The 20,858-nt window shown below is 71.5% G+C and carries 17 protein-coding genes; 5 read left to right on the forward strand and 12 right to left on the reverse strand.

Annotated features, from left to right (window positions below; all coding sequences use genetic code 11):
• Nucleotides 1-12: 12 nt before the first annotated feature.
• A complete protein-coding gene (locus AC1DIW_RS07655) occupies nucleotides 13-723 on the reverse strand; it encodes an LppX_LprAFG lipoprotein (protein ID WP_478107120.1) in 711 nt (236 codons plus the stop codon).
• 118 nt (nucleotides 724-841) lie between these two features.
• Here AC1DIW_RS07655 and AC1DIW_RS07660 point away from each other — a divergent pair, with 118 nt between their 5' ends.
• On the forward strand, nucleotides 842-1,444 hold the full coding sequence (locus AC1DIW_RS07660) for a hypothetical protein (RefSeq protein ID WP_478107122.1): 603 nt from the start codon (nucleotides 842-844) through the stop codon (nucleotides 1,442-1,444).
• Entirely contained in the window at nucleotides 1,441-2,040 is a 600-nt protein-coding gene (locus AC1DIW_RS07665) for an HAD family hydrolase (RefSeq protein WP_478107124.1), read from the forward strand. The genes AC1DIW_RS07660 and AC1DIW_RS07665 overlap by 4 nt, the downstream gene beginning before the upstream one ends.
• Here AC1DIW_RS07665 and clpB read toward each other — a convergent pair.
• A complete protein-coding gene (gene clpB / locus AC1DIW_RS07670; RefSeq protein WP_478107126.1) occupies nucleotides 2,027-4,588 on the reverse strand; it encodes an ATP-dependent chaperone ClpB in 2,562 nt (853 codons plus the stop codon). The two genes, AC1DIW_RS07665 and clpB, sit on opposite strands and share 14 nt — an antisense overlap.
• A 151-nt stretch (nucleotides 4,589-4,739) precedes the next feature.
• Here clpB and AC1DIW_RS07675 point away from each other — a divergent pair, with 151 nt between their 5' ends.
• Nucleotides 4,740-5,102 (forward strand): DivIVA domain-containing protein, encoded by a 363-nt coding sequence (locus AC1DIW_RS07675; RefSeq protein WP_478107128.1) that lies wholly within the window; start codon nucleotides 4,740-4,742, stop codon nucleotides 5,100-5,102.
• Between the two features lie 36 nt (nucleotides 5,103-5,138).
• On the opposite strand, the gene AC1DIW_RS07680 is transcribed toward AC1DIW_RS07675, so the two are convergent.
• From AC1DIW_RS07680 to AC1DIW_RS07710, 7 genes are all read right to left on the reverse strand, one after another.
• Nucleotides 5,139-5,786 (reverse strand): ANTAR domain-containing protein, encoded by a 648-nt coding sequence (locus tag AC1DIW_RS07680; RefSeq protein ID WP_478107738.1) that lies wholly within the window; start codon nucleotides 5,784-5,786, stop codon nucleotides 5,139-5,141.
• A gap of 146 nt (nucleotides 5,787-5,932) precedes the next feature.
• Nucleotides 5,933-9,112, reverse strand: coding sequence for an ATP-binding protein (locus tag AC1DIW_RS07685; protein ID WP_478107129.1), 3,180 nt, complete (start codon nucleotides 9,110-9,112; stop codon nucleotides 5,933-5,935).
• Nucleotides 9,113-9,223: 111 nt separating this feature from the next.
• The gene (locus AC1DIW_RS07690) at nucleotides 9,224-9,676 is read right to left on the reverse strand and encodes a heat shock protein transcriptional repressor HspR (RefSeq protein WP_478107131.1); all 453 of its coding nucleotides are present in this window, start codon (nucleotides 9,674-9,676) and stop codon (nucleotides 9,224-9,226) included.
• Between the two features lie 42 nt (nucleotides 9,677-9,718).
• Nucleotides 9,719-10,735: a DnaJ C-terminal domain-containing protein gene (locus tag AC1DIW_RS07695; RefSeq protein WP_478107133.1), complete on the reverse strand. Its 1,017-nt coding sequence runs from the start codon at nucleotides 10,733-10,735 to the stop codon at nucleotides 9,719-9,721.
• Nucleotides 10,736-10,824: 89 nt separating this feature from the next.
• A complete protein-coding gene (locus AC1DIW_RS07700; RefSeq protein WP_478107135.1) occupies nucleotides 10,825-11,538 on the reverse strand; it encodes a nucleotide exchange factor GrpE in 714 nt (237 codons plus the stop codon).
• Nucleotides 11,535-13,442 carry a molecular chaperone DnaK gene (gene dnaK, locus AC1DIW_RS07705; RefSeq protein ID WP_478107137.1) on the reverse strand — a complete coding sequence of 636 codons (1,908 nt, stop codon included), beginning with the start codon at nucleotides 13,440-13,442 and terminating at the stop codon, nucleotides 11,535-11,537. The genes AC1DIW_RS07700 and dnaK overlap by 4 nt, the downstream gene beginning before the upstream one ends.
• A 69-nt stretch (nucleotides 13,443-13,511) precedes the next feature.
• Complete coding sequence (locus AC1DIW_RS07710) at nucleotides 13,512-14,552, reverse strand: hypothetical protein (protein WP_478107139.1); 1,041 nt, start codon at nucleotides 14,550-14,552, stop codon at nucleotides 13,512-13,514.
• A gap of 973 nt (nucleotides 14,553-15,525) precedes the next feature.
• Here AC1DIW_RS07710 and AC1DIW_RS07715 point away from each other — a divergent pair.
• A complete protein-coding gene (locus AC1DIW_RS07715) occupies nucleotides 15,526-16,809 on the forward strand; it encodes a PQQ-dependent sugar dehydrogenase (RefSeq protein ID WP_478107141.1) in 1,284 nt (427 codons plus the stop codon).
• Here the strand turns inward: AC1DIW_RS07715 and AC1DIW_RS07720 are convergent.
• Nucleotides 16,802-18,565: an alkaline phosphatase D family protein gene (locus tag AC1DIW_RS07720; protein ID WP_478107143.1), complete on the reverse strand. Its 1,764-nt coding sequence runs from the start codon at nucleotides 18,563-18,565 to the stop codon at nucleotides 16,802-16,804. The genes AC1DIW_RS07715 and AC1DIW_RS07720 overlap by 8 nt on opposite strands.
• 11 nt (nucleotides 18,566-18,576) lie before the next feature.
• Nucleotides 18,577-19,317 (reverse strand): dienelactone hydrolase family protein, encoded by a 741-nt coding sequence (locus AC1DIW_RS07725; RefSeq protein ID WP_442277343.1) that lies wholly within the window; start codon nucleotides 19,315-19,317, stop codon nucleotides 18,577-18,579.
• A 69-nt stretch (nucleotides 19,318-19,386) separates the two neighbouring features.
• Here AC1DIW_RS07725 and AC1DIW_RS07730 point away from each other — a divergent pair, with 69 nt between their 5' ends.
• Nucleotides 19,387-20,238 carry a DUF3626 domain-containing protein gene (locus tag AC1DIW_RS07730; RefSeq protein WP_478107145.1) on the forward strand — a complete coding sequence of 284 codons (852 nt, stop codon included), beginning with the start codon at nucleotides 19,387-19,389 and terminating at the stop codon, nucleotides 20,236-20,238.
• On the opposite strand, the gene AC1DIW_RS07735 is transcribed toward AC1DIW_RS07730, so the two are convergent.
• Nucleotides 20,158-20,853 carry a hypothetical protein gene (locus AC1DIW_RS07735; protein WP_478107147.1) on the reverse strand — a complete coding sequence of 232 codons (696 nt, stop codon included), beginning with the start codon at nucleotides 20,851-20,853 and terminating at the stop codon, nucleotides 20,158-20,160. The genes AC1DIW_RS07730 and AC1DIW_RS07735 overlap by 81 nt on opposite strands.
• Nucleotides 20,854-20,858: the final 5 nt, after the last annotated feature.

Genomic DNA, 20,858 nt, shown 5'->3' on the forward strand with positions numbered 1-20,858 from the left:
GTCACCGGCGGGTCAGGGCTTGGAGATCGTGACGGGCTGACCGTACTGATCGAGGGTCAAGGTGTACGTCGACGTCGTGCCCGCGCCGAAGAACGGCCCGGTGATGACGACCTGGCGCAGCTCCTGCGAGTCGGTGAGGCCGTACGTGACGGAGAAGGTGCCGCTGCTGTCGCCGATGAGGAACAGGTCGGTGACGGCCTTGCCCGGCAGGCTGCCCTTGATCGTGGAGAGCACCTCGGAGCCCTGGCGCACCTTGTCGCCCGCGACGGGGGACGTCGTCGCGGTGAGCAGCGTCGTGAGCCCCTGGTCGGGAGAGAAGAGAACGGCCGGGTCGGGCAGGCCGAAGGTCTTGGGGTCGATCTTGTTGGTGCCCGGGATGAGCGGCAGCTTCGCATAGACCTCACCGCCGATCGAGGTGATCTCCGCGTCGGCCTGCACTCCCTTGAGCGTCACCTTGAACGTGCCCTTGAACGCCGGCGGGTGCTTGCCCCAGCCGTCGGCCGACACCACGCCACTGGCGCCCTGCGGCACGTTCGCGCTGGCGAGCTTGAGGTGGACCGACGGCGCGGCGTCGACCTTGGTCTTGGCGGCGGCCAGCTGCTGCGCCGGCGACTGCTGCGACTGGCCGGACGAGGCACCCTGCGGATCGCTCGAGCAGGACGTCACCGTGACGACGCAGAGCCCCGAGAGGACGGCGGCGGCGAGCTTTCCCGTGATGCGCATGGGGGTCAGGCTAACCGAGGGGGCCACCCCCTTCGGCCGGGCGCGTCGATGTGGGTATGGCTAGGGTCGGGGACGATCACGGCGGGACGACCCGTCACTGACGAAGGAGCTCTAACCCATGGCCCTGCTCGGAGTCATCCTGATGCTGGTCGGCGCCGGAGCCGGCGTCGTCACCTACCTCGCGACCCACACCGCAGCCGGGACGATTGCCGTCTCGGCCTTCGGCTTCACGCGCAACGCGACAGCGCTCGAGCTCGCCCTCTACGGCGCGGTGGCGGTGCTCCTCTTCGCGCTCGGCTGGGCGATGGCCTCCGCAGCGGCCCGCCGTCGCGTCCGGGTGCGCCGCGAGAACAAGGAGGCTGCCCGTCTCACCGAGGCCGAGGAGAACGCCGAGGCCGCACGCCGCGACCACGAGCGCAAGTTCCAGGAGGCGGGTCTGCGCGACGAGGACCTGCGTCGCCGTGAGAGCGAGCTCTCCGCGCGTCACGAGGGCCTGGACACCCGTGAGGCCGAGCTCGAGCGCCGCGAGGCCGAGTGGCGCGAGCGCGAGGGCCCGTCGGTGGCGGACGTCGTGACCGGCCGCGCCGAGGGCAACGTCCACGAGGGCACCGCGTCGTGGAGCGACGCGCCCGGCTCGGCCGGCGACGCCACACCCGAGCAGGGCGACTTCGCCCACGAGCAGCGCGACGCCACGCGCGAGCAGCGCGACGGGGCGGTGTGAGGGGCCACACGGCATACGTCTTCGACCTCGACGGCGTCGTACGGGACTTCGCGCCCGGTGACGCCGACCCCGCCATCGAGGCGGCGCTCGGGCTACCGGCCGGGCACGTCGCGGCGACGGCGTTCCGCACTGATCTGCTCCTGCCGACCATCACCGGTCGGCGCAGCTTCGACCAGTGGTATGCCGCCATCTGCGCCGCGCTCGAGGACGTCGTCCCCGAGCCGGCGCGGGTGCGCGAGCACATGACGCGCTGGCGCGAGCACCGCGGTTCGGTCATCGACGAGACCGTCGACCGGCTCGAGACGCTGCGCTCCGACGGCCACCGCACCTACGTCTTCACCAACGGCACCGACTACGTGCCGCAGGAGCTGGAGCTGCTCGGGATCACCCGGCTCTTCGACGGCCTGCTCAACAGCGCGGACTTCGGCGTGGTCAAGCCCGACCCGCTGGCGTATGCCGCCGCCCATCGCGCCATCGAGGCCGACCTCGGGCGCGTGGTGGCCCATGACGAGGTGTGGTTCACGGACGACCGCGACGAGAACGTCGCGGCCGCCCGTGAGTTCGGCTGGGATGCCGAGCTGTTCAGACGAGCGTGAGCGTCTCCTGCGCCGCGTCGACACCGACCTTCACGGTGGACCCGTCGCGGACCTCGCCGGAGAGCAGCCCCCGGGCCAGCCGGTCGCCGATCTCGCGCTGCACGAGCCGACGGAGCGGGCGAGCCCCGTAGGCCGGGTCGAAGCCCCGGGTCGCGAGCCACTGGCGTGCGTCGTCGGTGACCTCGAGGGTGATGCGGCGGTCCGAGAGCCGCTGGGCGAACGCCTTCACCTGCAGGTCCACGATCTGGGCCAGGTCGTCGCGGCTCAGGGCGTCGAAGACCACGATCTCGTCGAGCCGGTTGAGGAACTCCGGCTTGAACGACGACCGCACCACACCCATGACCGACTCGCGTCGCGCCTCCGGGCCGAGCAGCGGGTCGGTGAGGAACTGCGACCCGAGGTTGGAGGTCAGCACGAGGATGACGTTGCGGAAGTCGACGGTGCGACCCTGCCCGTCGGTGAGCCGACCGTCGTCGAGCACCTGGAGCAGGATGTCGAACGTCTCGGGGTGCGCCTTCTCGATCTCGTCGAGCAGGATCACGGAGTACGGCCGACGTCGGACGGCCTCGGTGAGCTGGCCGCCCTCCTCGTAGCCGACGTAGCCAGGGGGTGCGCCGATGAGGCGGGCCACGGAGTGGCGCTCGGAGTACTCCGACATGTCGATGCGGACCATGGCCCGCTCGTCGTCGAAGAGGAAGTCCGCCAGGCTCTTGGCCAGCTCCGTCTTGCCGACACCCGTCGGGCCGAGGAAGAGGAACGAGCCGGTGGGCCGGTCCGGGTCCGAGACACCGGCACGGGTGCGACGGACGGCGTCGGACACGGCGCGCACGGCGTCGGTCTGGCCGATGAGGCGGGCGCCGATGTGCTCCTCCATGTGCAGCAGCTTCTCGGACTCCCCCTCCAGGAGACGGCCGGCAGGGATGCCGGTCCAGGCGGAGATGACGTCGGCGATGTCGTCGGCACCGACCTCCTCCTTGACCATGGGCTCGTCCCCGACGGAGGTGGCCGCCGCCTCGCGCTCCTGCGCGGATTCCAGCTGCTTCTCGAGCGCGGGGATGTCGCCGTAGGCGATCTTCGAGGCGCCGGCGAGGTCGCCCTCGCGCTGGAGCCGGTCGGCCTGCATGCGCAGGTCGTCGATGCGCGCCTTGAGGTCACCGACGGCGTTGAGGCCCGCCTTCTCGGCCTCCCACCGGGCATTGAGGGCCGCGAGCTCCTCGGACCGGTCGGCGAGGTCCTTGCGCAGCCGCTCGAGGCGGTCGCGCGACGCGGCGTCGGTCTCCTGTTCGAGGGCGAACTCCTCCATCTTCAACCGGTCGACGGCACGACGGAGCTCGTCGATCTCGACGGGGCTCGAGTCGATCTCCATCCGCAGCCGCGAGGCCGCCTCGTCGATGAGGTCGATGGCCTTGTCCGGCAGCTGCCGTCCCGAGATGTAGCGGTCGGACAGGGACGCGGACGCGACGAGCGCCGAGTCGGCGATCGTCACCTTGTGGTGCGCCTCGTAGCGCTCCTTGAGGCCGCGCAGGATGGCGATGGTGTCCTCGACCGACGGCTCGCCGACGAAGACCTGCTGGAAGCGGCGTTCGAGCGCGGCGTCCTTCTCGATGTGCTTGCGGTACTCGTCGAGCGTCGTCGCGCCGACGAGGCGCAGCTCGCCACGGGCGAGCATGGGCTTGAGCATGTTGCCGGCATCCATGGCGCCCTCGCCGCCGGCGCCCGCGCCGACGACCGTGTGGATCTCGTCGATGAAGGTGACGATCTGCCCGTCGCTGCCCTTGATCTCCTCGAGGACCGCCTTGAGCCGCTCCTCGAACTCGCCGCGGTACTTGGCGCCGGCGAGCATGGCCGCGAGGTCGAGGGAGTAGAGCGTCTTGTCGCGCAGGCTCTCGGGCACGTCGCCCTCGACGATGCGCTGGGCCAGCCCCTCGACGACGGCCGTCTTGCCGACGCCGGGCTCGCCGATGAGGACCGGGTTGTTCTTCGTGCGGCGGGACAGCACCTGCACGACGCGGCGGATCTCGGCGTCCCGACCGATGACGGGGTCGAGCTTGCCCTCGCGGGCGCGGGCCGTGAGGTCGGTGCCGTACTTCGACAGCGCCTCGAAGGTGCCTTCGGGGTTGTCGGACGTGACCGGGCGCCCACCGCGCAGCTCGGGGATGGCCTTCTCCACGGCATCGGCGTCGAGGCCGAACTGCCCCGTGCGCGCGAGGGCGAGCAGCAGGTGGTCGGTGGAGACGTACGAGTCGCCCATGGCCGTCATGTACTGCTGCGCCTGCTGGATGACGCGGGCCGCCGCGGGCGAGAGCTGCGGCTGCTGGGTGCCGCCGGTGACCCGCGGCATGGTGGCCATGGCGCGCTCGGCGGCGGCCGTCGCGGCGGCGACGCTCGAGCCGCCCGCGGTGAGCAGGGCCGGTGTGGTCGTGCCGCTCTGGGCTGCCAACGCGAGCAGCAGGTGAGCCGGCTCGATGTTCGGGTGGTGCTTGCCCGTCGCGGTCGTCGCGGCCTGGGCGAAGGCCTCCTGAGCCTTGTTGGTCAGCTGTAGGTCCATGCGTGCTCCTGGTGGGGGGATGGGTGCATTGGCGTCAACCGGCGCTGACTTGAGTGTATTCCGCTCAACTTCATGCGTCTCGTGAAGGTGGCGCATGCCGCAGGGTGCGCGCCGCCACGCTCGCGCGCCGGGCTCCGCCTAGGCTCACCGCATGGATCGATCCACGCTAGCCGACGAGCTGCGCGCCGCCCGCTTTCGCACGACCCAGTTCCGGACCGGCTACGACGAGGGCGCCGTGGACGACCTCATCGACATGCTCGTCGGCCAGCTCGGCATGGATGTGGCCGACCACGAGATCCTGGCGACCGTCCAGACGAGCCGGTTCCCGACGACGACGGTCCGGCGCGGCTACGAGAGAGCTGACGTCGATGCGCTCCTCACCCGCGTGTGGCGCGCGTGCGGCGGTGCACCGATGCCGGCGGGCACCGGTGGCTCCACCGCCTCGGGCCCAGAACTGCCCTCAGCCGTCATCGAGCCCCCAAGCGGGTTCCTGGCGCGGCTCCGCGGCCGCTGACACCCGCCGGGACAGAGCTCCGGCACTCGGAGCTGCTCAGACGACCTCGTCCGGCTCGGCGCCGGTGTCGATGACCCGCCGCGCGATCTCGCGCAGCTTGACGTTGTGGTCCTGGGAGGCGCGCCGGAGCACGTCGAACGCCTCCCCCGGCACGATCTTGTGGCGCTCGATGAGGATGCCCATGGCCTGACCGACGAGTCGGTGGCTCTCGACGGCCCGTTCGAAGTTCGCCTCGCTCTCGCGGAAGCGGTCGACGATGACGATCCGGTCGACCGCCAGCGCCAGCGCGTGCAGCAGCAGCTCGGCAAGCGTTCGCTCGACTGCGAGGTGGGCCAGCGGCCGATCCAGTCCGATCCACGCCCGGCAGGTCGCCTCGTGCCCCGACGACTCGAGGAACAGGCCCCGCACCGCGTCACGATCGGACCCCGCGGTCAGGACGGAACGAACCGCCGGCGACAGCGCCGACGGAGGCACCACCCCGGAGGCACCGGCATGGAGGTCGTGCGGCGTGGCCGTGACCCTGAGCGCCGCCTCACCGCCGGTCGCGTCCCCGATCGCGGAGGCCGCCACGGCGAGCGCCTCCTCGAGGTCGGCAGCACGCACCAGCTGCCGTGCCGCGCTCGCCACCTGGGCGGCCACGCCGGGATCCGCGACGTGTCCGTCCGCAGCGCTCGACGGCGGCATGACGCTCACGGGGCCTCCAGGGCATGGCTGGGGAAGGCCCGCGAACTTGGAGGCAGCACAGTGTTGCACCCCGCCCATCGCCCGACAAACCCGGCACGATGCGACCGGGCTGACGGTCAGTCGCGCGGGCTCCGTGGCCCGTGGGCTCACGCCTTGTCGGGGTCCTGACCGCTCTCGACCACCCGCGCCGCCAGCTCGCGCAGCTTGACGTTGCGGCTGAGCGAGGCCTGCCGCAGCATCTCGAAGCCCTGCTGGGGCGTGATGCGGTGACGTTCGATGAGGACGCCCACCGCGTGGCCGATGAGCCGGTGGCTCTCGATGGCCTGCTCGAGCTGGCGCTCTTTCTCCGTGCGGGCCCGCTGCGCGATGACACGGTCCACGGCCTGACCGAGCGACTGCGCCAGGAGGTCCCCGACGATGAGCTCGTCGCTGGAGACGAGGCGAGGCTCGTCGAACTGCACCCAGGCCCGGCAGTCGGACTCGTGGGCCGTCGGCAGGAGCAGGAGGCCCTCCCGCTTCTCGCCGACGATCACGTCGTGGCCGCGGGGCGAGGACTCGAGCCCACGGCGTACGGCCGGGTCGAGATCATCGGGCGACACGCGCCCGCGGGGCGACAGCAGGACCGCCTCGTGCTTCGTCGGCGAGACGCGCAGGGTCACCGCGCCGTCGAAGAGCACGGTGAAGCCCGTGACCGCGGTGGCGAGGACCTGGTCGAGGTCGCCAGCCGTCGCGAGGTCGACCGCGATCCGGGCCGCGAGCTCGCGCCGCATCCGGGACTCGTGCTCACGCGTCTCGTCGCGGAGGACGACGATGATGAAGCCGTCGTACTCCGCCGTGCCGGGCACGCTCGCGGACCGCACGTGGACCCACGCCTCGCCGCCGCCGCGCCGCAGGATGCGGTAACGGTCGTCCTCGACCGGCTGCCCGGACTGCAGCAGCCCCATGCGTCGCTGGTGCTGGGCGTGCTCGTCGGGTGACTCCGACTCCGGGATCCACCACGGGTAGGGAGGCACGAGGGGCCCGTCGGCCAGGGACCAGCCGAAGGTGCGTGTGAAGACGTCGTTGACCTGGACCACGCGTCCCGCGCGGTCGACGACCACGAAGGGCTCCTGGATGGCCGCGAGGATGGCACGGAGCCACGCAGCGTCGCGCGAGCGCGAGCGGGACCTGACCAGGTTGGCGGCCAGGCGCGCCCGCAGCTCCACCGGATCGAACGGCTTGACGACGTAGTCGTCGGCACCCTCGAGCAGGCCGGTCGTGCTGGCCTCGACACCGGCCCGCGCCGACAGCAGCACGACCGGGAGGTCGCGCAGGGACGGGTCCGAGCGGATCTCGCGGACGAGCCCCAGCCCGTCCAGGCGCGGCATCATCACATCGGCGAGCACGATGGAGGGGCGCCGCGCGCGGAGGTGCTCGAGCGCCTCGACCCCGTCGCGCACCGCCACGATGTCGTAGTCGACGACGCAGTGGCGCGTGATGTAGTCGCGCATGTCGTGGTTGTCCTCGACGACGAGCAGCGTCGGCCGGGGCTCTGCGACCGTCGCCACCGGGGACGTCGTGGACGTCGGGGACGTCGGGGACGTCGGGGACGTCGGCGCGCCGGTCTCGGTGGTCAGTCCCTCCATCTGGGCCGCGACGTCGTCGCGGACCACCCAGCTGCTCGCCTCGTCGATGAAGGACTCGGCCGACCGTGGCCGGATCGAGGGGCGCAAGGCCGCTCCGGAAGCCGCCTTGCCCCAGGGGAAGGACACCGTGAACGTGCTGCCCTCCCCCTGGGTCGACTGCACGGAGACGGCGCCCCCCATCAGGTCGACGAGCTGGCGCACGAGTGAGAGCCCGATGCCGGCACCCTCGCGCGACCGACGTTCCTCGCCGCGGTCGAGCTGTCGGAACCGGTCGAAGACCAGGTCGAGGTCCTGCTCGGCGATGCCGATACCGGTGTCGGTGACCGCCACCGAGTAGCCGCCGTCGCCCCCGGTCAGCCGGAGCGAGATGCCGCCCTGCGCCGTGAACTTCAGGGCGTTCGCGAGCAGGTTGAGCACGATGCGCTCGAACATGTCGACGTCGACGTAGGCGTCGTGGTCGAGCTCGTCGCAGACGACCTCGAACTCCAGACCCGAGTGCTCGATGGCCGGTCGGAAGTTCGCGGCGATCCCGGCCACCAGCTCCTCGATGTCGGCCTCGACCCAGTGCGGCTCGACCGCCCCGGCCTCGGCCCTCGTGAGGTCGAGGATGCGGTCCACGAGACCGGCGAGACGGTCCGTGTTGCGGCGGATCAGCTCGAAGCGCCGGCGCTGCTCGGGGTCCAGCGCGCTGTCGGCGAGGGCGTCCTGCACCGGGCCGGCAATGAGCGTGAGCGGCGTACGCAGCTCATGGCTGACGTTCGCGAAGAAGTCCGACTTGGCGATGTCGAGCTCGGTCAGGACCTCCGTCCGGCGGCGCTCCTCCTCGAGGTGCCGGATGCCGCTCAAGGCCATGGCCACGTGGGAGGCGCACACCTCGGCGTAGCCCTGGAGCGTCGGGTCCCACGGCTGGCGGGGGTTCTCGGTCAGCAGCAGGTGCGCGATGGGTTCGACGGCGCCCGGCTCCACGACGGGCACGACGTGGACCGTGCGACCCTCGTCGTCGACGGCGGCAGGCGCCGGTTGGCCCGGCGCGGCCCACCGGAGGTCGCTCTCGAGGTGGTCGTGGTTGTCGGAGCGCAGCACGTCGAGGCAGCGGCCACGCACGTCCTCCGCATCCTCGGCGTCGGCCAAGGTGGCGAGGAGTCGGGCGGACACGTCGGCCCGGCGCTCGGCCAGCACCTTGGCCGACGTCTCGGTGGCGACATTGAGGATGCCGGTGACCGCGCCGGTGCCGTCGTGGACGGCGCCGTAGGACCACGTGAAGTAGGCCTCCTCGAGGTAGCCGTTGCGGTCGACGACGAGCAGCTCGTCCTCGACCCACGTCGCCGGCCCACCATTCGCGACGCCCGCGAGCATGGGTCCGATGACGTCCCAGACCTCGGGCCAGACCTCGCGTACGGGACAGCCCCACGCCTGAGGGTGCTTGCTCGAACCGAGCAGGGCACGGTAGCCGTCGTTGTAGAGCATGAGCAGGTCCGGCCCCCAGCAGATGAGCATGGGGAAGCGCGAGGACAGGCAGACGTCGAGGAGGAACGTCAGGTCGGATGACCAGCTCTCGACCGGGCCGAACGGCGTCGACGACCAGTCGGTCCGGTGGAACAGGTCGAGCATCTCACCCTGACGGGCGGTGGGCCGGCCGACGTCTTGGGCGGCCGTCGTGGGGGCGCCGGAAAGGTCGCCCTCCGGGTGCTGCGGGGTCACACGACCTCCGGGAGTGGGATCATGCCTCCGGCGGCTTTCCGTCGTCGCGCGCCCCGTCTGCTCGAGGCGTGCACAGTCTGACACACGGGCCAGGTCCTGAGCGGCGTGAATCTAGCGCTCGGGGCGCCACACGACGAGGGCCTGCGACGACGGGGCGCGTGGTGGTCGCTGGCCCGGGCGCACGGTGACCACCTCGCCGCGTGGACCGACCGCGAAGACGCGTGCATTCGATGACAGCGCGGCCTGCGCGGCCGACAGCTCGGACGCGAGCTCATCGACGCGGGACTGGAGGGCCGCGACGTGGTTCTCGAGGGCCATGATGCGCTGGATCCCGGCGAGCGACACTCCCTCTTGGGACAGCCGCTGCACCTCACGGAGCAGCTGGACGTCGCGCGTGCTGTAGCGCCGCCCGCCCCCACGGGTGCGCGACGGGGAGACGAGGCCGAGCCGGTCGTACTGCCGCAGCGTCTGCGCGTGCATGCCGGCCAGCTCGGCCGCCACCGAGATGACGAAGACGGGTGCGTCGTCGTCGTGCCCACCGGGGCGGGCGCTTCTGCGGGCCATCGTCGCCACCTTCTCTCTCGTCAGCTCCTCGTCAGCCCCACATCAGGCCCGGGCGCGCTCGAACAGGTCGGCCCTCGGGTCGTGGCCGACCTCGGCCTCGGCCATCTTCTCCACGGCGTCGCGGGCCTCGTCGGTCAGGCGTTGGGGCACCACGACCTGCACCTTGGCGAGGAGGTCACCGACGTGGTCACCCCGCTTGACGCCACGTCCCTTGAGCCGCAGGACCCTGCCGCTCGGCGTGCCCGGCGCGACCTTGACCTTGACCGTGCTGCCGTCGAGCGTGGGGACGGCAACGGTCGCCCCGAGGGCGGCCTCCGCGAACGTGACCGGGAGGTCCAGGGTGAGGTTGTCACCCTCCCGGCCGAAGACGGGGTGCTTGTCGACCGCCACGGTGAGGATGAGGTCGCCGGGCGCAGCACCAGGATCGCCCTGACGGCCCTTGCCGCGCAGACGGATCCGCTGACCGTCCTTGACCCCGGGAGGGATGCGGGCGTTGATGCGCCCGAGGTCGGGTGAGCTGAGCGCGACCGTGGAGCCCTCGACCGCGTCGCGGAAGCCGATGCGCGTGCTCGCCTGGACGTCGGCCCCGGGCCGGGGGCCTGCGGGCGCGCCGTAGCCGCCGTAGCCCGCACCGGGAGCGCCGCCCCCGAACATCTGGCCGAGGATGTCCTCGAGGTTGGGCTGCGCACCGCCACCGGTGTTGAACCGGACCCGTTCTCCGCCGGGCCCTCCCGGACCGCCGGGACCGCCGAACGCGGAGAAGATGTCCTCGAAACCTGCGCCAGGACCGCCCGGACCGCCCGCCGTGAAGCGCGCCCCGCCGTGCGACATGGCACGGATCGCGTCGTACTCGCGGCGCTTCTCGGGGTCGCTGAGGACGGCATACGCCTCCCCGACCTCCTTGAAGCGCTCCTCGGCCTTGGGGTCCCCGACGTTGTGGTCGGGGTGCATGGTGCGGGCGACCTTGCGGTAGGTCTTCTTGATCGTCGCGGCGTCGGCGTCCTGGGGCACGCCGAGGATCGCGTAGAAGTCCTTCTCGAACCAGTCCTGACTAGCCATGGCGCACCTCCTCCTTCACGGTGACTCTCACGCTGCTCCCATCATCGGGTATGCCGCCGGGCTGCGCAGGCAGCCCGGCGGCGGACGTCTCAGGCAGGGTCGGCCACCGACACCCGCGCGGCCCGGACGAGCCGGTCGCCGATGCGGTAGCCCGGCTGGAGCACCTGCACGACGGTCGTTCCCGTCGCGCCCTCGGGGAGCTCCGCCTCGACGTGCATGAGGGCCTCGTGCACGTTGGGGTCGAACTCCTGCCCCGCCTCGCCCAGGCGCTCGACGCCGTAGCGGCCGAGGGTGGCCTCGAGCTTCTCGGCGATGGACGCGAACGGGCCGGAGGCGAGGTCACCGGCCTGGCGGGCCATGTGGATGTCGTCCAGCACCGGCAGCAGCGACTCGACGACGCTGCCGACCGCAGTGTGGCGGATGACCTCACGGTCGCGGTCGACGCGCTTCTTGTAGTTGACGTACTCGGCCTGCAGTCGCTGCAGGTCGGCGAGCAGCGTCGCTGCCATGGTGTCCTCCTCGGCGAGGGCGAGCCCCTCCGACTCACCGGAGTCGCTGGGCTCGGTGGCCTCGGATGACTCGGTGGCGTGGCCGGACTCGCCTGCGGCGTGGTCGAACTCGTCCTCACCACCCGGCTCGGACGAGGCGCCCGGGCCGCCCTCGTAGTAGGTGTGGTGGCGCTCGTCCGGGGCGTTGCCGCCCCGGGGCGGGGTGCCGGCGGCGTGGTCGCCGGCACCCTCCGCGCCCGTGGCGGTCACGTCGGGCTGCTCGCCGGACGTGCCGTGGACCTCGGAGTCGGTCACTTGGCGTCCTTGGCCTCGTCGTCGTCGACGACCTCGGCGTCGACGACGTCCTCGTCACCGTGGGACGCGCCGGCGGACTCGCTGGCGGGCGAACCGTCCTGCGCCCCAGCGGAACCCGCGGCGTTGGCGGAAGCCTGCTCGGAGGCGTACACCGCCTGGCCCATCGCCTGGGACTTCGTGTTGAGGTCCTCGACCTTGGCCTTGATGTCGTCGGCGCTGGCCTCGGACCCCTCGGCGATGGCCGCCTTGAGGTCGGCGAGCGACTCCTCGACCGGCGTCTTGACGTCGGCCGGGACCTTGTCGCCCGACTCCTTGAGGAAGGTCTCGGTCGAGAAGACGAGCTGCTCGGCCTGGTTCTTGACCTCGGCCTCCTCGCGACGCTTGTGGTCCTCCTCGGCGTGGGCCTCGGCGTCCTTGACCATGCGGTCGATCTCTTCCTTGGACAGGGCCGAGCCGCCGGTGATCGTCATCTTCTGCTCCTTGCCGGTGCCCTGGTCCTTGGCGGAGACGTTGACGATGCCGTTGGCGTCGATGTCGAAGGTGACCTCGATCTTGGGCACGCCACGCGGGGCGGGGGCGATGCCGGTCAGCTCGAAGGTGCCGAGCGACTTGTTGTGCTGGGCGATCTCGCGCTCACCCTGGAAGACCTGGATGAGGACCGACGGCTGGTTGTCGTCGGCGGTGCTGAAGATCTCCGAGCGCTTCGTCGGGATCGCGGTGTTGCGCTCGATGAGCTTGGTGAACAGGCCACCCTTGGTCTCGATGCCGAGCGAGAGCGGCGTGACGTCGATGAGCAGGACGTCCTTGCGCTCACCCTTGAGGACACCGGCCTGCAGGCTCGCGCCCATGGCGACGACCTCGTCGGGGTTGACGCCCTTGTTGGGCTCCTTGCCGCCGGTCATCTCCTTGACGAGGCTGCTGACGGCCGGCATGCGGGTGGAGCCGCCGACGAGCACGACGTGGTCGATGTCGGCGACCTTGATGCCGGCGTCCTCGATGACCTTGTGGAACGGCGCCTTGGTGCGGTCGAGGAGCGACTTGGTCATCTGCTCGAACTGCGCGCGGCTGAGGTTCTCGTCGAGGTGGATCGGGCCTTCGGGCGTCATCGAGATGTACTGCGCCGAGATGTTGGTGCTCGTCGCGGTGGAGAGCTCCTTCTTGGCGCGCTCGGCCTCGTCGCGCAGGCGCTGCATCGCGATCTTGTCCTTGGACAGGTCCTGGCCCGTCTTGTTCTTCACCTGGGTGATGAGGTGCTGGACGATGACGTCGTCCCAGTCGTCGCCGCCGAGGTGGTTGTCGCCGTTGGTGGCACGCACCTGGATCGTGGCGAAGCCGTCCTCGGCATCCTTGCCGACCTCCAGGAGGGACACGTCGAACGTGCCGCCACCGAGGTCGAAGACGAGGATGAGCTCGTCCTCCTTGCCCTTGTCGAGGCCGTAGGCCAGCGCGGCCGCGGTGGGCTCGTTGACGATGCGCAGGACGTTGAGGCCCGCGATCTCGCCGGCCTCCTTCGTGGCCTGGCGCTCGGCGTCGTCGAAGTAGGCGGGCACGGTGATGACGGCGTCGGTCACCGTCTCACCGAGGTAGGACTCGGCGTCGCGCTTGAGCTTCTGCAGGATGCGGGCGCTGATCTCCTGGGCGTTGTAGGTCTTGCCGTCGATCTCGGCCGACTTCCAGCCCGTGCCCATGTGGCGCTTGACCGAGCGGATGGTCCGGTCGACGTTGGTGACGGCCTGGCGCTTGGCGACCTCACCGACGAGCACCTCCCCGTTCTTGGAGAAGGCGACGACGGAGGGCGTCGTGCGCCCGCCCTCGGCGTTCGCGATGATGCTCGGCTCGCCGCCCTCGAGGACGGAGACGGCCGAGTTGGTGGTTCCGAGGTCAATTCCGACCGCACGTGCCATGGGTGACTCCTTGGGAGATCTAGGTGGAGATCGTCTGTTGCTGGTGGTCTGGTGAAACCAGGTCCTCGCTCAATTTGCTCCGGTCCTGGCGTGATTGTCAAAACAGGACTCGCAAATCTTGCGTTCACTCGACTCAACTCCGGGCGTGGGGACATTGTTCCCGCGGAGCCGTCGGCACGACGTCGGCAGGCTGTCTGGGCGGGATCCGGCGCTGCGGTAGTCGAGGCGGATCTGGTCGCTCTTCGGCACCGCGATCGCGCTCCCCGTCCGCCGGTTCCACCCCGTCGGCAGGAAGACGTACTGCCCGTTCGAGTTGAGCAGGAGCACCAGCCCCGAGTAGCGATACCGGTATGCCGTGGACTCCCCGCCGCAGCGCAGGGTCTGAACACCTGCCGCGGTGATGCCCAGGGCCTTGTCGCTGTAGAGGACGACCTGCGCACGTTCGTCGAGCGAGCCGGCCAGCTCCGCCGCGCGCTCGCGGCCGACGGCCGCCGAGTAGTCGCCGGCCGCCCAGAAGAGAGCCATGGCCATGACGATCGTGAGGGTCGTGAGCTCGGCGATCCCGGCGCCGCCCGAGTAGCTGAGGCGTTCCGCGTGGACGGTGTGCCCGGCCACGCTGAGGAGCGTGACGCCCACCACGAGGCACAGCGGGGCGACCGCGAGGCTGCCGGCGAGCAGTCCGCGACCGAAGATCCCGAGCACGCCGTTCGTGGCGAGCACGGCTCCGAGCACGGCGGCGGCGGGTGCCACCCAGGGGGCTCGGACGAACGAGCTGCGACCCGAGCGGCGCACCAGGCCCAGCACCCACGTCATCACGAGGACGAGGAGCGCGATGACCACACCCGGCACGAAGAGCCCGTCCTGGCTCGTCAGGAGGTAGTCGGTGCTCGAGAAGCCGAGCGACGTCGGGTCGATCCCGAACCAGCCGAAGAGGGCCGTCGTGCGCGACCAGCCGAAGAAGATGAGCAGGGCGGTGATGAGCGTCGCCGGAGCGACCACCTTGCCGAAGACCTTCAGGATGGTGGGCAGCTCCTGCAGGGGGTTGGATGCCGTTCCCGCCGGCGTGGGTTCGATGTCCGCCTGGTCCTCCGACTCACCCTGATGAGCCATCGGGCTGTCCGTTGCCCTGCGAGCCGCCGTTCGCCCCCGAGCCAGTTGTCCCGGGGCTCGGGACGTCCGTCTGGGGAGCCGACGATCCAGGGCTCGGGACGTCCGTGGAGGGGGTGGAACCCTGGGTCGTTCCGTCCGTAGCCGATCCGGATCCGTCCAGGCCGTTGGCTCGGTCGCAGTCCTCCTGCGACTCGGTGAGCACCCGGACCGTCGACCCTCGCGGTGCCCGGGCGGCCGGCGCGTAGCCGACGAAGCACGCGCCGGTGCCGTACGCGAGCGTCACGCAGAGGTCCTGACCGCCGCACTTGTCGATGAAAAGGCTCTCGATCGTGCCACGAAGCCCCTCCATGGACTGGTGCTTCTCCGGGATCGTCGGGACGTCGATCGGCGAACCTGCGGCCTGGTTCCCGCCGCCCCCGCCGTCCGCGGCTCCCCCGCCGCTAGCGCCGCTAGCGCCGCTTCCGCCGCTCCCGCCGCTTCCGCCGTTCCCGGCTCCCCCGCCGCTGGCGCCGGTCCCCACACCCCCACCACCACCACCGGCTCCGTCGGCGCTGGTAGGTGGTTGCGTGACGGACTCGGTGCCCTGGACGGAATCTGATCCCCCGGTTGCCCGAACGGGCGGCGGCGTCACCGCCTGGGTGCACCCGGTGGCGAGGACCAGGCTGCAAGCAGCAATCGCGAGCACCCGCCCAGCGCGCGTGCTGCCGATGAGTCGGCGTGCCATGGTCACCTCCCGCGGGAGTCCTGTTGGCTGCTGATTCTTCAGTGTGATTCGTGAAGGTCGTGATACGGCGGCAGCACCGCGTCATCGCCGTGATCCGCCGCGGAGCCTTCGTGAGGTCCGGCACCATGGCACGGCGAGCGGCATCCAGACCAGCATGCACCCGGCGCGGGCCCGACGAGAAGCCTTCTGGACCCGCTCCACAGGGAGGCCGCGTAGCGTCGGCCCACGGCGGCACACTGGAGGTGCGCGATGGGACGAGGCGCGGGCACGGCTGCAGCAGCGCTGCTGTCGCTCGGGCTGGTCACGGTCGCCGGGTGCTCGGCCTCGACGAGCGGGGGCGTCGACGCGAGCTCCGCCACCGGTTCGAGCCGGACCGCTCCGACGGCTCCGCCGTCGGCGGCCTCGCCGTCGGCGTCGGCGGCCGGCAGCTCGGCCCCAGTCGCGACGCAGCGCATCGCCGCCCCGACCCCGACCACGCCCGCGCCCGCGCCCGCCCCGAGCCGGTCACCCAGCTCGACCCCCGGCAGGGCCAGCGGGACCGCGACCGTCGTGCGCACCGTGGCCACGGGCATCGACGTCCCGTGGGGTCTGGCCCACCTGCCCGACGGCACGGTGCTCGTCTCGGCGCGCGACAGCTACCGCATCTACCGCCTCGACGTGGCGAGAGCCCTCCTCACCCAGGTCGGCACGGTGCCCGGGGTCGTCTCCAACGTCTCCCAGCAGGGCGAGGCCGGCCTGCTCGGCATCGCCGTGTCGCCCAGCTTCGCGCGCCAACGACTCGTCTACGCGTACTTCTCGACCGCGGGCGACAACCGGATCGCCGCGATCCCGTGGGACGCGACCAAACCGGCGGGCCAGCAGCTCGGCACGCCCCGGGTGCTCGTCTCGGGCATCCCGCACAACGTTCACCACAACGGCGGCCGCATCGCCTTCGGTCCCGACGGCTACCTCTACGCGACGACGGGGGAGGCGCAGCAGCCGGCGCTCGCGCAGGACAAGAGCTCGCTCGGCGGCAAGATCCTGCGCATGACGACGGCGGGGCGCCCCGCCCCGGGCAACCCCTTCGGCACCCTCGTCTGGTCCTACGGGCACCGCAACGTCCAGGGCATCGCGTGGGACGCGGCCGGGCGCCTGTGGGCCTCCGAGTTCGGGGACCACAGCGAGGACGAGCTCAACCTCGTCCGGCCCGGACGCAACTACGGGTGGCCGCAGACCGAGGGCCGCACGAACGTTCCCGGCATCACCGGGCCGGTCGCGCAGTGGGGACCACCCGAGGACTCCCCGAGCGGCATCGCGATCGCGCAGGGATCGGTGTGGATGGCCGCTCTGCGCGGGCAACGCCTCTGGCGCATCCCGCTCGACGGGACCGCCACGGCTGCGGCGCCGCAGGACTTCCTCGTCGGCCGTTACGGCCGGCTGCGCAGCGTGCTCGCGGTGGGGCCGGACACCCTGCTCGTGACCACGAGCAACCGCGACGGCCGCCAGAGCCCGGGTCCCGGTGACGACCGCATCCTGCTCGTCCGAGTCAGCTGACCGACCCCGCGGAGTTGCCCCTGGCCCACCCGAGCGCCCCCGGCGGCTGCCCGCTCGGTCCGGGAAGGCGCACGCTGGCCACCGTGGTCAGCACCGGGTGCGCGTCGTCGCCGTCACGGATCTCTCCGCCGCGCCAGACGATCGAGAGGTCCCGGCCCTGGACGGTCAGCTCGGCGAGGCAGTTGTCGAACCACGGCCCGTCGGTGACCGCCCAGGGGTAGGCGGGCTCGGGGACGTGCTTCGAGTGCTCGGCCACGAACCTCATGGGCCGCACGAGCCCGCGCGCGAACGACGACATCATGACCCGGACCATCCGCGGCATCGGGTTGCGGATCGGTGAGCAGACCGCCTGGACGATGCGCGAGCTCGCCCCGTGACGCGCCCTCGCGTCGACGACCTCGGCGACGTAGGAGTTGTGGACGTCGCCGGAGAGGAAGACGACGCTCGACGGTGCTGGGCCGCGCTCTCCGCGCGCGACCTGCATGACCATCTCGAAGACCTCGACGAAACCGTCGTTGAAGGCCGCCCAGTGCTCGAGGTCGATCGACTGGCGGGCCTTCTCGGCACCTTGGGCGACGATGCGTCCGTGCTTGCCCATGGCGAGCGCCTCGTCGATGGCCTCGAGGTCGTGCAGTCCGGGCGGGAGCAGGAACGGCAGCGACGTGCCGATGAGCAGGTGCTCGACGTCGCCGCTCAGCTGCTCGTCGAGCCAGCGCATCTCGTCGGGGTCGAGCATCGAGCGGTGCTGTGGCTCGAGGACCCGGGCCGCTCGGGAGTCGACGACCACGAGACGGCTGTCGCCGAGGTCGCGGCGATAGCTCCAGCGGTAGACCTCGGGGTGCCGGTCGGTCCGACGCGCCAGGTCGAAGACGGCCTCGGTCAGGTCGAGCTCACTCCCCTCGGCCCGGGCGTCGCCGGACGCACCGGAGGCCGCCTCGAGCACCCGGGCGTAGATCTCGTCGTCGGCGAGCTGCGACGGCGAGAGGTTGCCGATGTGCTGGTAGACCCAGTACGAGGACAGCCCACCCATGAGGCGCTCGTGCCACCACGAGGTGCGGTTGATCTCCTCGTGCCACGTCCATGACGTGTTCCAGTCGTCGCGGATGTCGTGGTCGTCGAAGATCATGCAGCTGGGCACGGTGGACAGCAGCCAGCGGTTGGCCTCGTCGCCCCACGCCAGCTGGTAGAGGTGGGCGTACTCCTCGTAGTCCTTGATCTCCTCGCCGGGAGGCTTGTCGATGTCTCGGCGCGCGGCGATGAACTCGCGCATCGCCTGCGACGTGTCGTCGGCGTAGACCTGGTCGCCGAGGAACGCCACGAGGTCGGGCCACTCCTCCTCGCCGCGGGCGAGGGCGAGCGCCAGGGTGCGCAGGGCGTCGACCCCGTTGGTGCGGTGGCCCTCCCGGTCGTGCGGCACCGTCGTGCGGCACGAGCCGAAGAGCAGCCGGGTCGGTCGGTCGCGGTCGATGGTGGCGATGCGCGGAGGCGGGAACGCGCTGTCCGGCTCCGGCCAGACGAGCGCTCCGTCGATGTGCACCGCGTAGTCCCAGGCCCCGCCCGGCTCGAGGGCGTCGACGACGACGAGGGCGTAGTGGTGCCCCTTGACGGCAAAGGTCGGAGCCGCCCATTCGCGGCCGTCGGCGTGGACGGTCACGACCCCGGGCCTGGACGTCTCGACCCACACCGTCGCGTCGGTCTCGCCGATGTAGCGCAGCATCGGGCCCAGGACGAGTGGGCCCGGGTCGTCTGATCCCACGGCGCCGGCGTTCACGGCGTCACGTGCTCGTCGAAGAAGGCGAGCGTTCGCTCCCACGCGTCGGCTGCGACCTCGGCGTTGTACTTCGACGGCGAGGTGTCGTTGAAGAAGGCGTGCCCGACGCCGTGGTAGACCCTCGCCGTGAAATCGACACCGGCCTGCTCCATGCGGGACTCCAGCTCCGGGACGCCGTCGGTGATGCCGTGGTCCTCCTCGCCGTAGAAGGCCAGGACGGGGCAGCTGATGGTGGCAGGGTCGGCGTTCTCCGGGAAGTTGCCGTAGAAGGGCACGGCCGCACGAAGCCGCGGGTCGGCGGCCGCCAGGGCGAACGCATACGTCCCCCCGAAGCAGAAGCCGACGACGCCCACCCGACCCGCCACACCCGGCTCGTCGACGAGCAGGTCCACGACCGCCCGCAGGGCCGGCACCGCCCAGGCCGCGAACTCGGGCTGCCGCGCCGGCGTCGTCGCCGCGCGCATCTGCGGCTGCGCAGCGAGACGGTCCTCCTCCGACGAGCTGAACATGAGGTCGAAGATGCGGGCCCCGACCTCGGGCGTCAGCCCGACGTGGCCGAGCAGGTCGGGCGCCACGGCGACGTAGCCCTGCGCGGCGACGCGGTCGGTGACGTCCTTGATGTGGTCGGCCAGGCCCCAGATCTCCTGGATGACGACGACCGCGCCGCGCGGCTCTCCGCTCGGGTCGGCGCGGTATGCGGTGAGGTCGTGCTCGGGGAAGTCGATCATGGTGCCCATTCCCCAGTCCTACCCGCTCGGACGGCCATCGCGGACGCGAAGCCGCCCCGCGGCTGTGAGAATCACCGCGTGACCGCCGACCCGACCACCGAGCGTGCGTATGCCGTCCGCCGCGCCCTGGCGCACGTGCGCGGGCTCTCGTCGGGGCCGCCCCTCGACCCGACGCTGCGCGTCACGCTGAACTTCCACCCGGACCGGCTCGTGCGCGGTGAGCCGATCCTCGCGCTGATGGCACGGGACGGCATCTACCGTTCCCAGTTCGAGACCGGCACGAGCAATGGCGGGCTGACGGCCCACCCCGGCGGCGACCGGTGGCGCTGGGAGAGCCGGATCTTCGGGGGCGCCTACGACGACGTCGAGCCGGCGCTCCGCCCCAAGTACGGCGGTCTCGACCTGGACCGCCGTCCGTACGGCGCCGCACCACGCTTCGGGTCAGCCCACGTGCGCCTCGCCGCGCACACCCTCGAGCGCACGACCTTCTGCTTCCCCGACAGCGTCTTCGAGCCCGAGCACTTCGGCACGGCAACGGCTTTCGCACTCGGTGAGATGGCCCGGGAGGCCGGGCACGACCTCCTCGACGACTACGTCGAGGCCCACGTCCACGGCGTGCTCCACCTCGCCACCAACGTCGAGGCGATCGTGCTCGACCCCGGCTACCGCGGCACCGAGGTCGAGTCCGAGGCACTCCGACTCGGCGTCCCCGTCGAGTGGCACCCGGGCTACCGCCTCGACGTCGCGACCCTGCGCGCCCACCCGGACTACCGCGGCCCCGAGTTCGTCGCCCTCGGCGAGTCGCTCGCCGAGGACGGGGTCGTCACACCACAGCTCATCGGCGCGGCGTCACGCGAGGGCCGGCACGACGAGCAGTCCCTCAAGCGGGTCTGGCACTACGTGGCCCGGTTCGGGTCCGCCCCGGTCTGAGTCCCGCGGGCGGCCGCGTCCGTGACCACCGTCGTCACCACGCTCGTGACGGAGGGACGGGGCGGCGTCGACGAGAAGCCGAACCGGCACGGCGGGTCGACGGCGGCGAGCGCGCCCAGGGGCTGGCTGTCGAAGCTGCCGGCGAGGGCCGTCACGGCGTGCAGGTCGGTGGCGCCGTAGTACTCCCGACGCCCCGCGAGCGCTGTGCCGCGGGTCCGTACGCCCCGCAGCACGATCCGCGACCGGGTCCACGACGGTCGCCCAGACCGGGCTCGACGCAACGCGCACGGGCACGGCCCGCAGCAGCCGGCCGAGCGGCAGACGCCCACCGACCGTGAGGTCGAGCAGCAGCGACGGGGACTCGACGTGCCAGCTCGTCCGGCCGGAGGTCACGGTGATCGGCTCGAGACGCACCTCGTCGAAGGCGTAGGTCGCCTCGATGAACGCCGCCACCTCGCGGCTCGGTGCGACGAGCACCCGGTGGCCGTCGGCCGTCTCGACCATGGCGTCGCCGAACGGGCCTAGCGGAGTCCGGGTCCACGACCCGACGACCACCCGGACGCCGGAGGACGACCCGACACCGGCGATCTGCCCGTGGAAACGCTGCGCTGGCACGGCTC

This window comes from Terrabacter sp. 01T434 (assembly GCF_056398545.1).

Bases quoted from the DNA above. Each gene is read 5' to 3' on its own strand.
- AC1DIW_RS07655 (WP_478107120.1), bottom strand. From the start codon at position 723: ATGCGCATCACGGGAAAGCTCGCCGCCGCCGTCCTCTCGGGGCTCTGC.
- AC1DIW_RS07660 (WP_478107122.1), top strand. From the start codon at position 842: ATGGCCCTGCTCGGAGTCATCCTGATGCTGGTCGGCGCCGGAGCCGGC.
- clpB (WP_478107126.1), bottom strand. From the start codon at position 4,588: ATGGACCTACAGCTGACCAACAAGGCTCAGGAGGCCTTCGCCCAGGCC.
- AC1DIW_RS07675 (WP_478107128.1), top strand. From the start codon at position 4,740: ATGGATCGATCCACGCTAGCCGACGAGCTGCGCGCCGCCCGCTTTCGC.
- AC1DIW_RS07680 (WP_478107738.1), bottom strand. From the start codon at position 5,786: ATGCCGCCGTCGAGCGCTGCGGACGGACACGTCGCGGATCCCGGCGTG.
- AC1DIW_RS07690 (WP_478107131.1), bottom strand. From the start codon at position 9,676: ATGGCCCGCAGAAGCGCCCGCCCCGGTGGGCACGACGACGACGCACCC.
- AC1DIW_RS07695 (WP_478107133.1), bottom strand. From the start codon at position 10,735: ATGGCTAGTCAGGACTGGTTCGAGAAGGACTTCTACGCGATCCTCGGC.
- dnaK (WP_478107137.1), bottom strand. From the start codon at position 13,442: ATGGCACGTGCGGTCGGAATTGACCTCGGAACCACCAACTCGGCCGTC.
- AC1DIW_RS07710 (WP_478107139.1), bottom strand. From the start codon at position 14,552: ATGGCTCATCAGGGTGAGTCGGAGGACCAGGCGGACATCGAACCCACG.
- AC1DIW_RS07715 (WP_478107141.1), top strand. From the start codon at position 15,526: ATGGGACGAGGCGCGGGCACGGCTGCAGCAGCGCTGCTGTCGCTCGGG.
- AC1DIW_RS07725 (WP_442277343.1), bottom strand. From the start codon at position 19,317: ATGGGCACCATGATCGACTTCCCCGAGCACGACCTCACCGCATACCGC.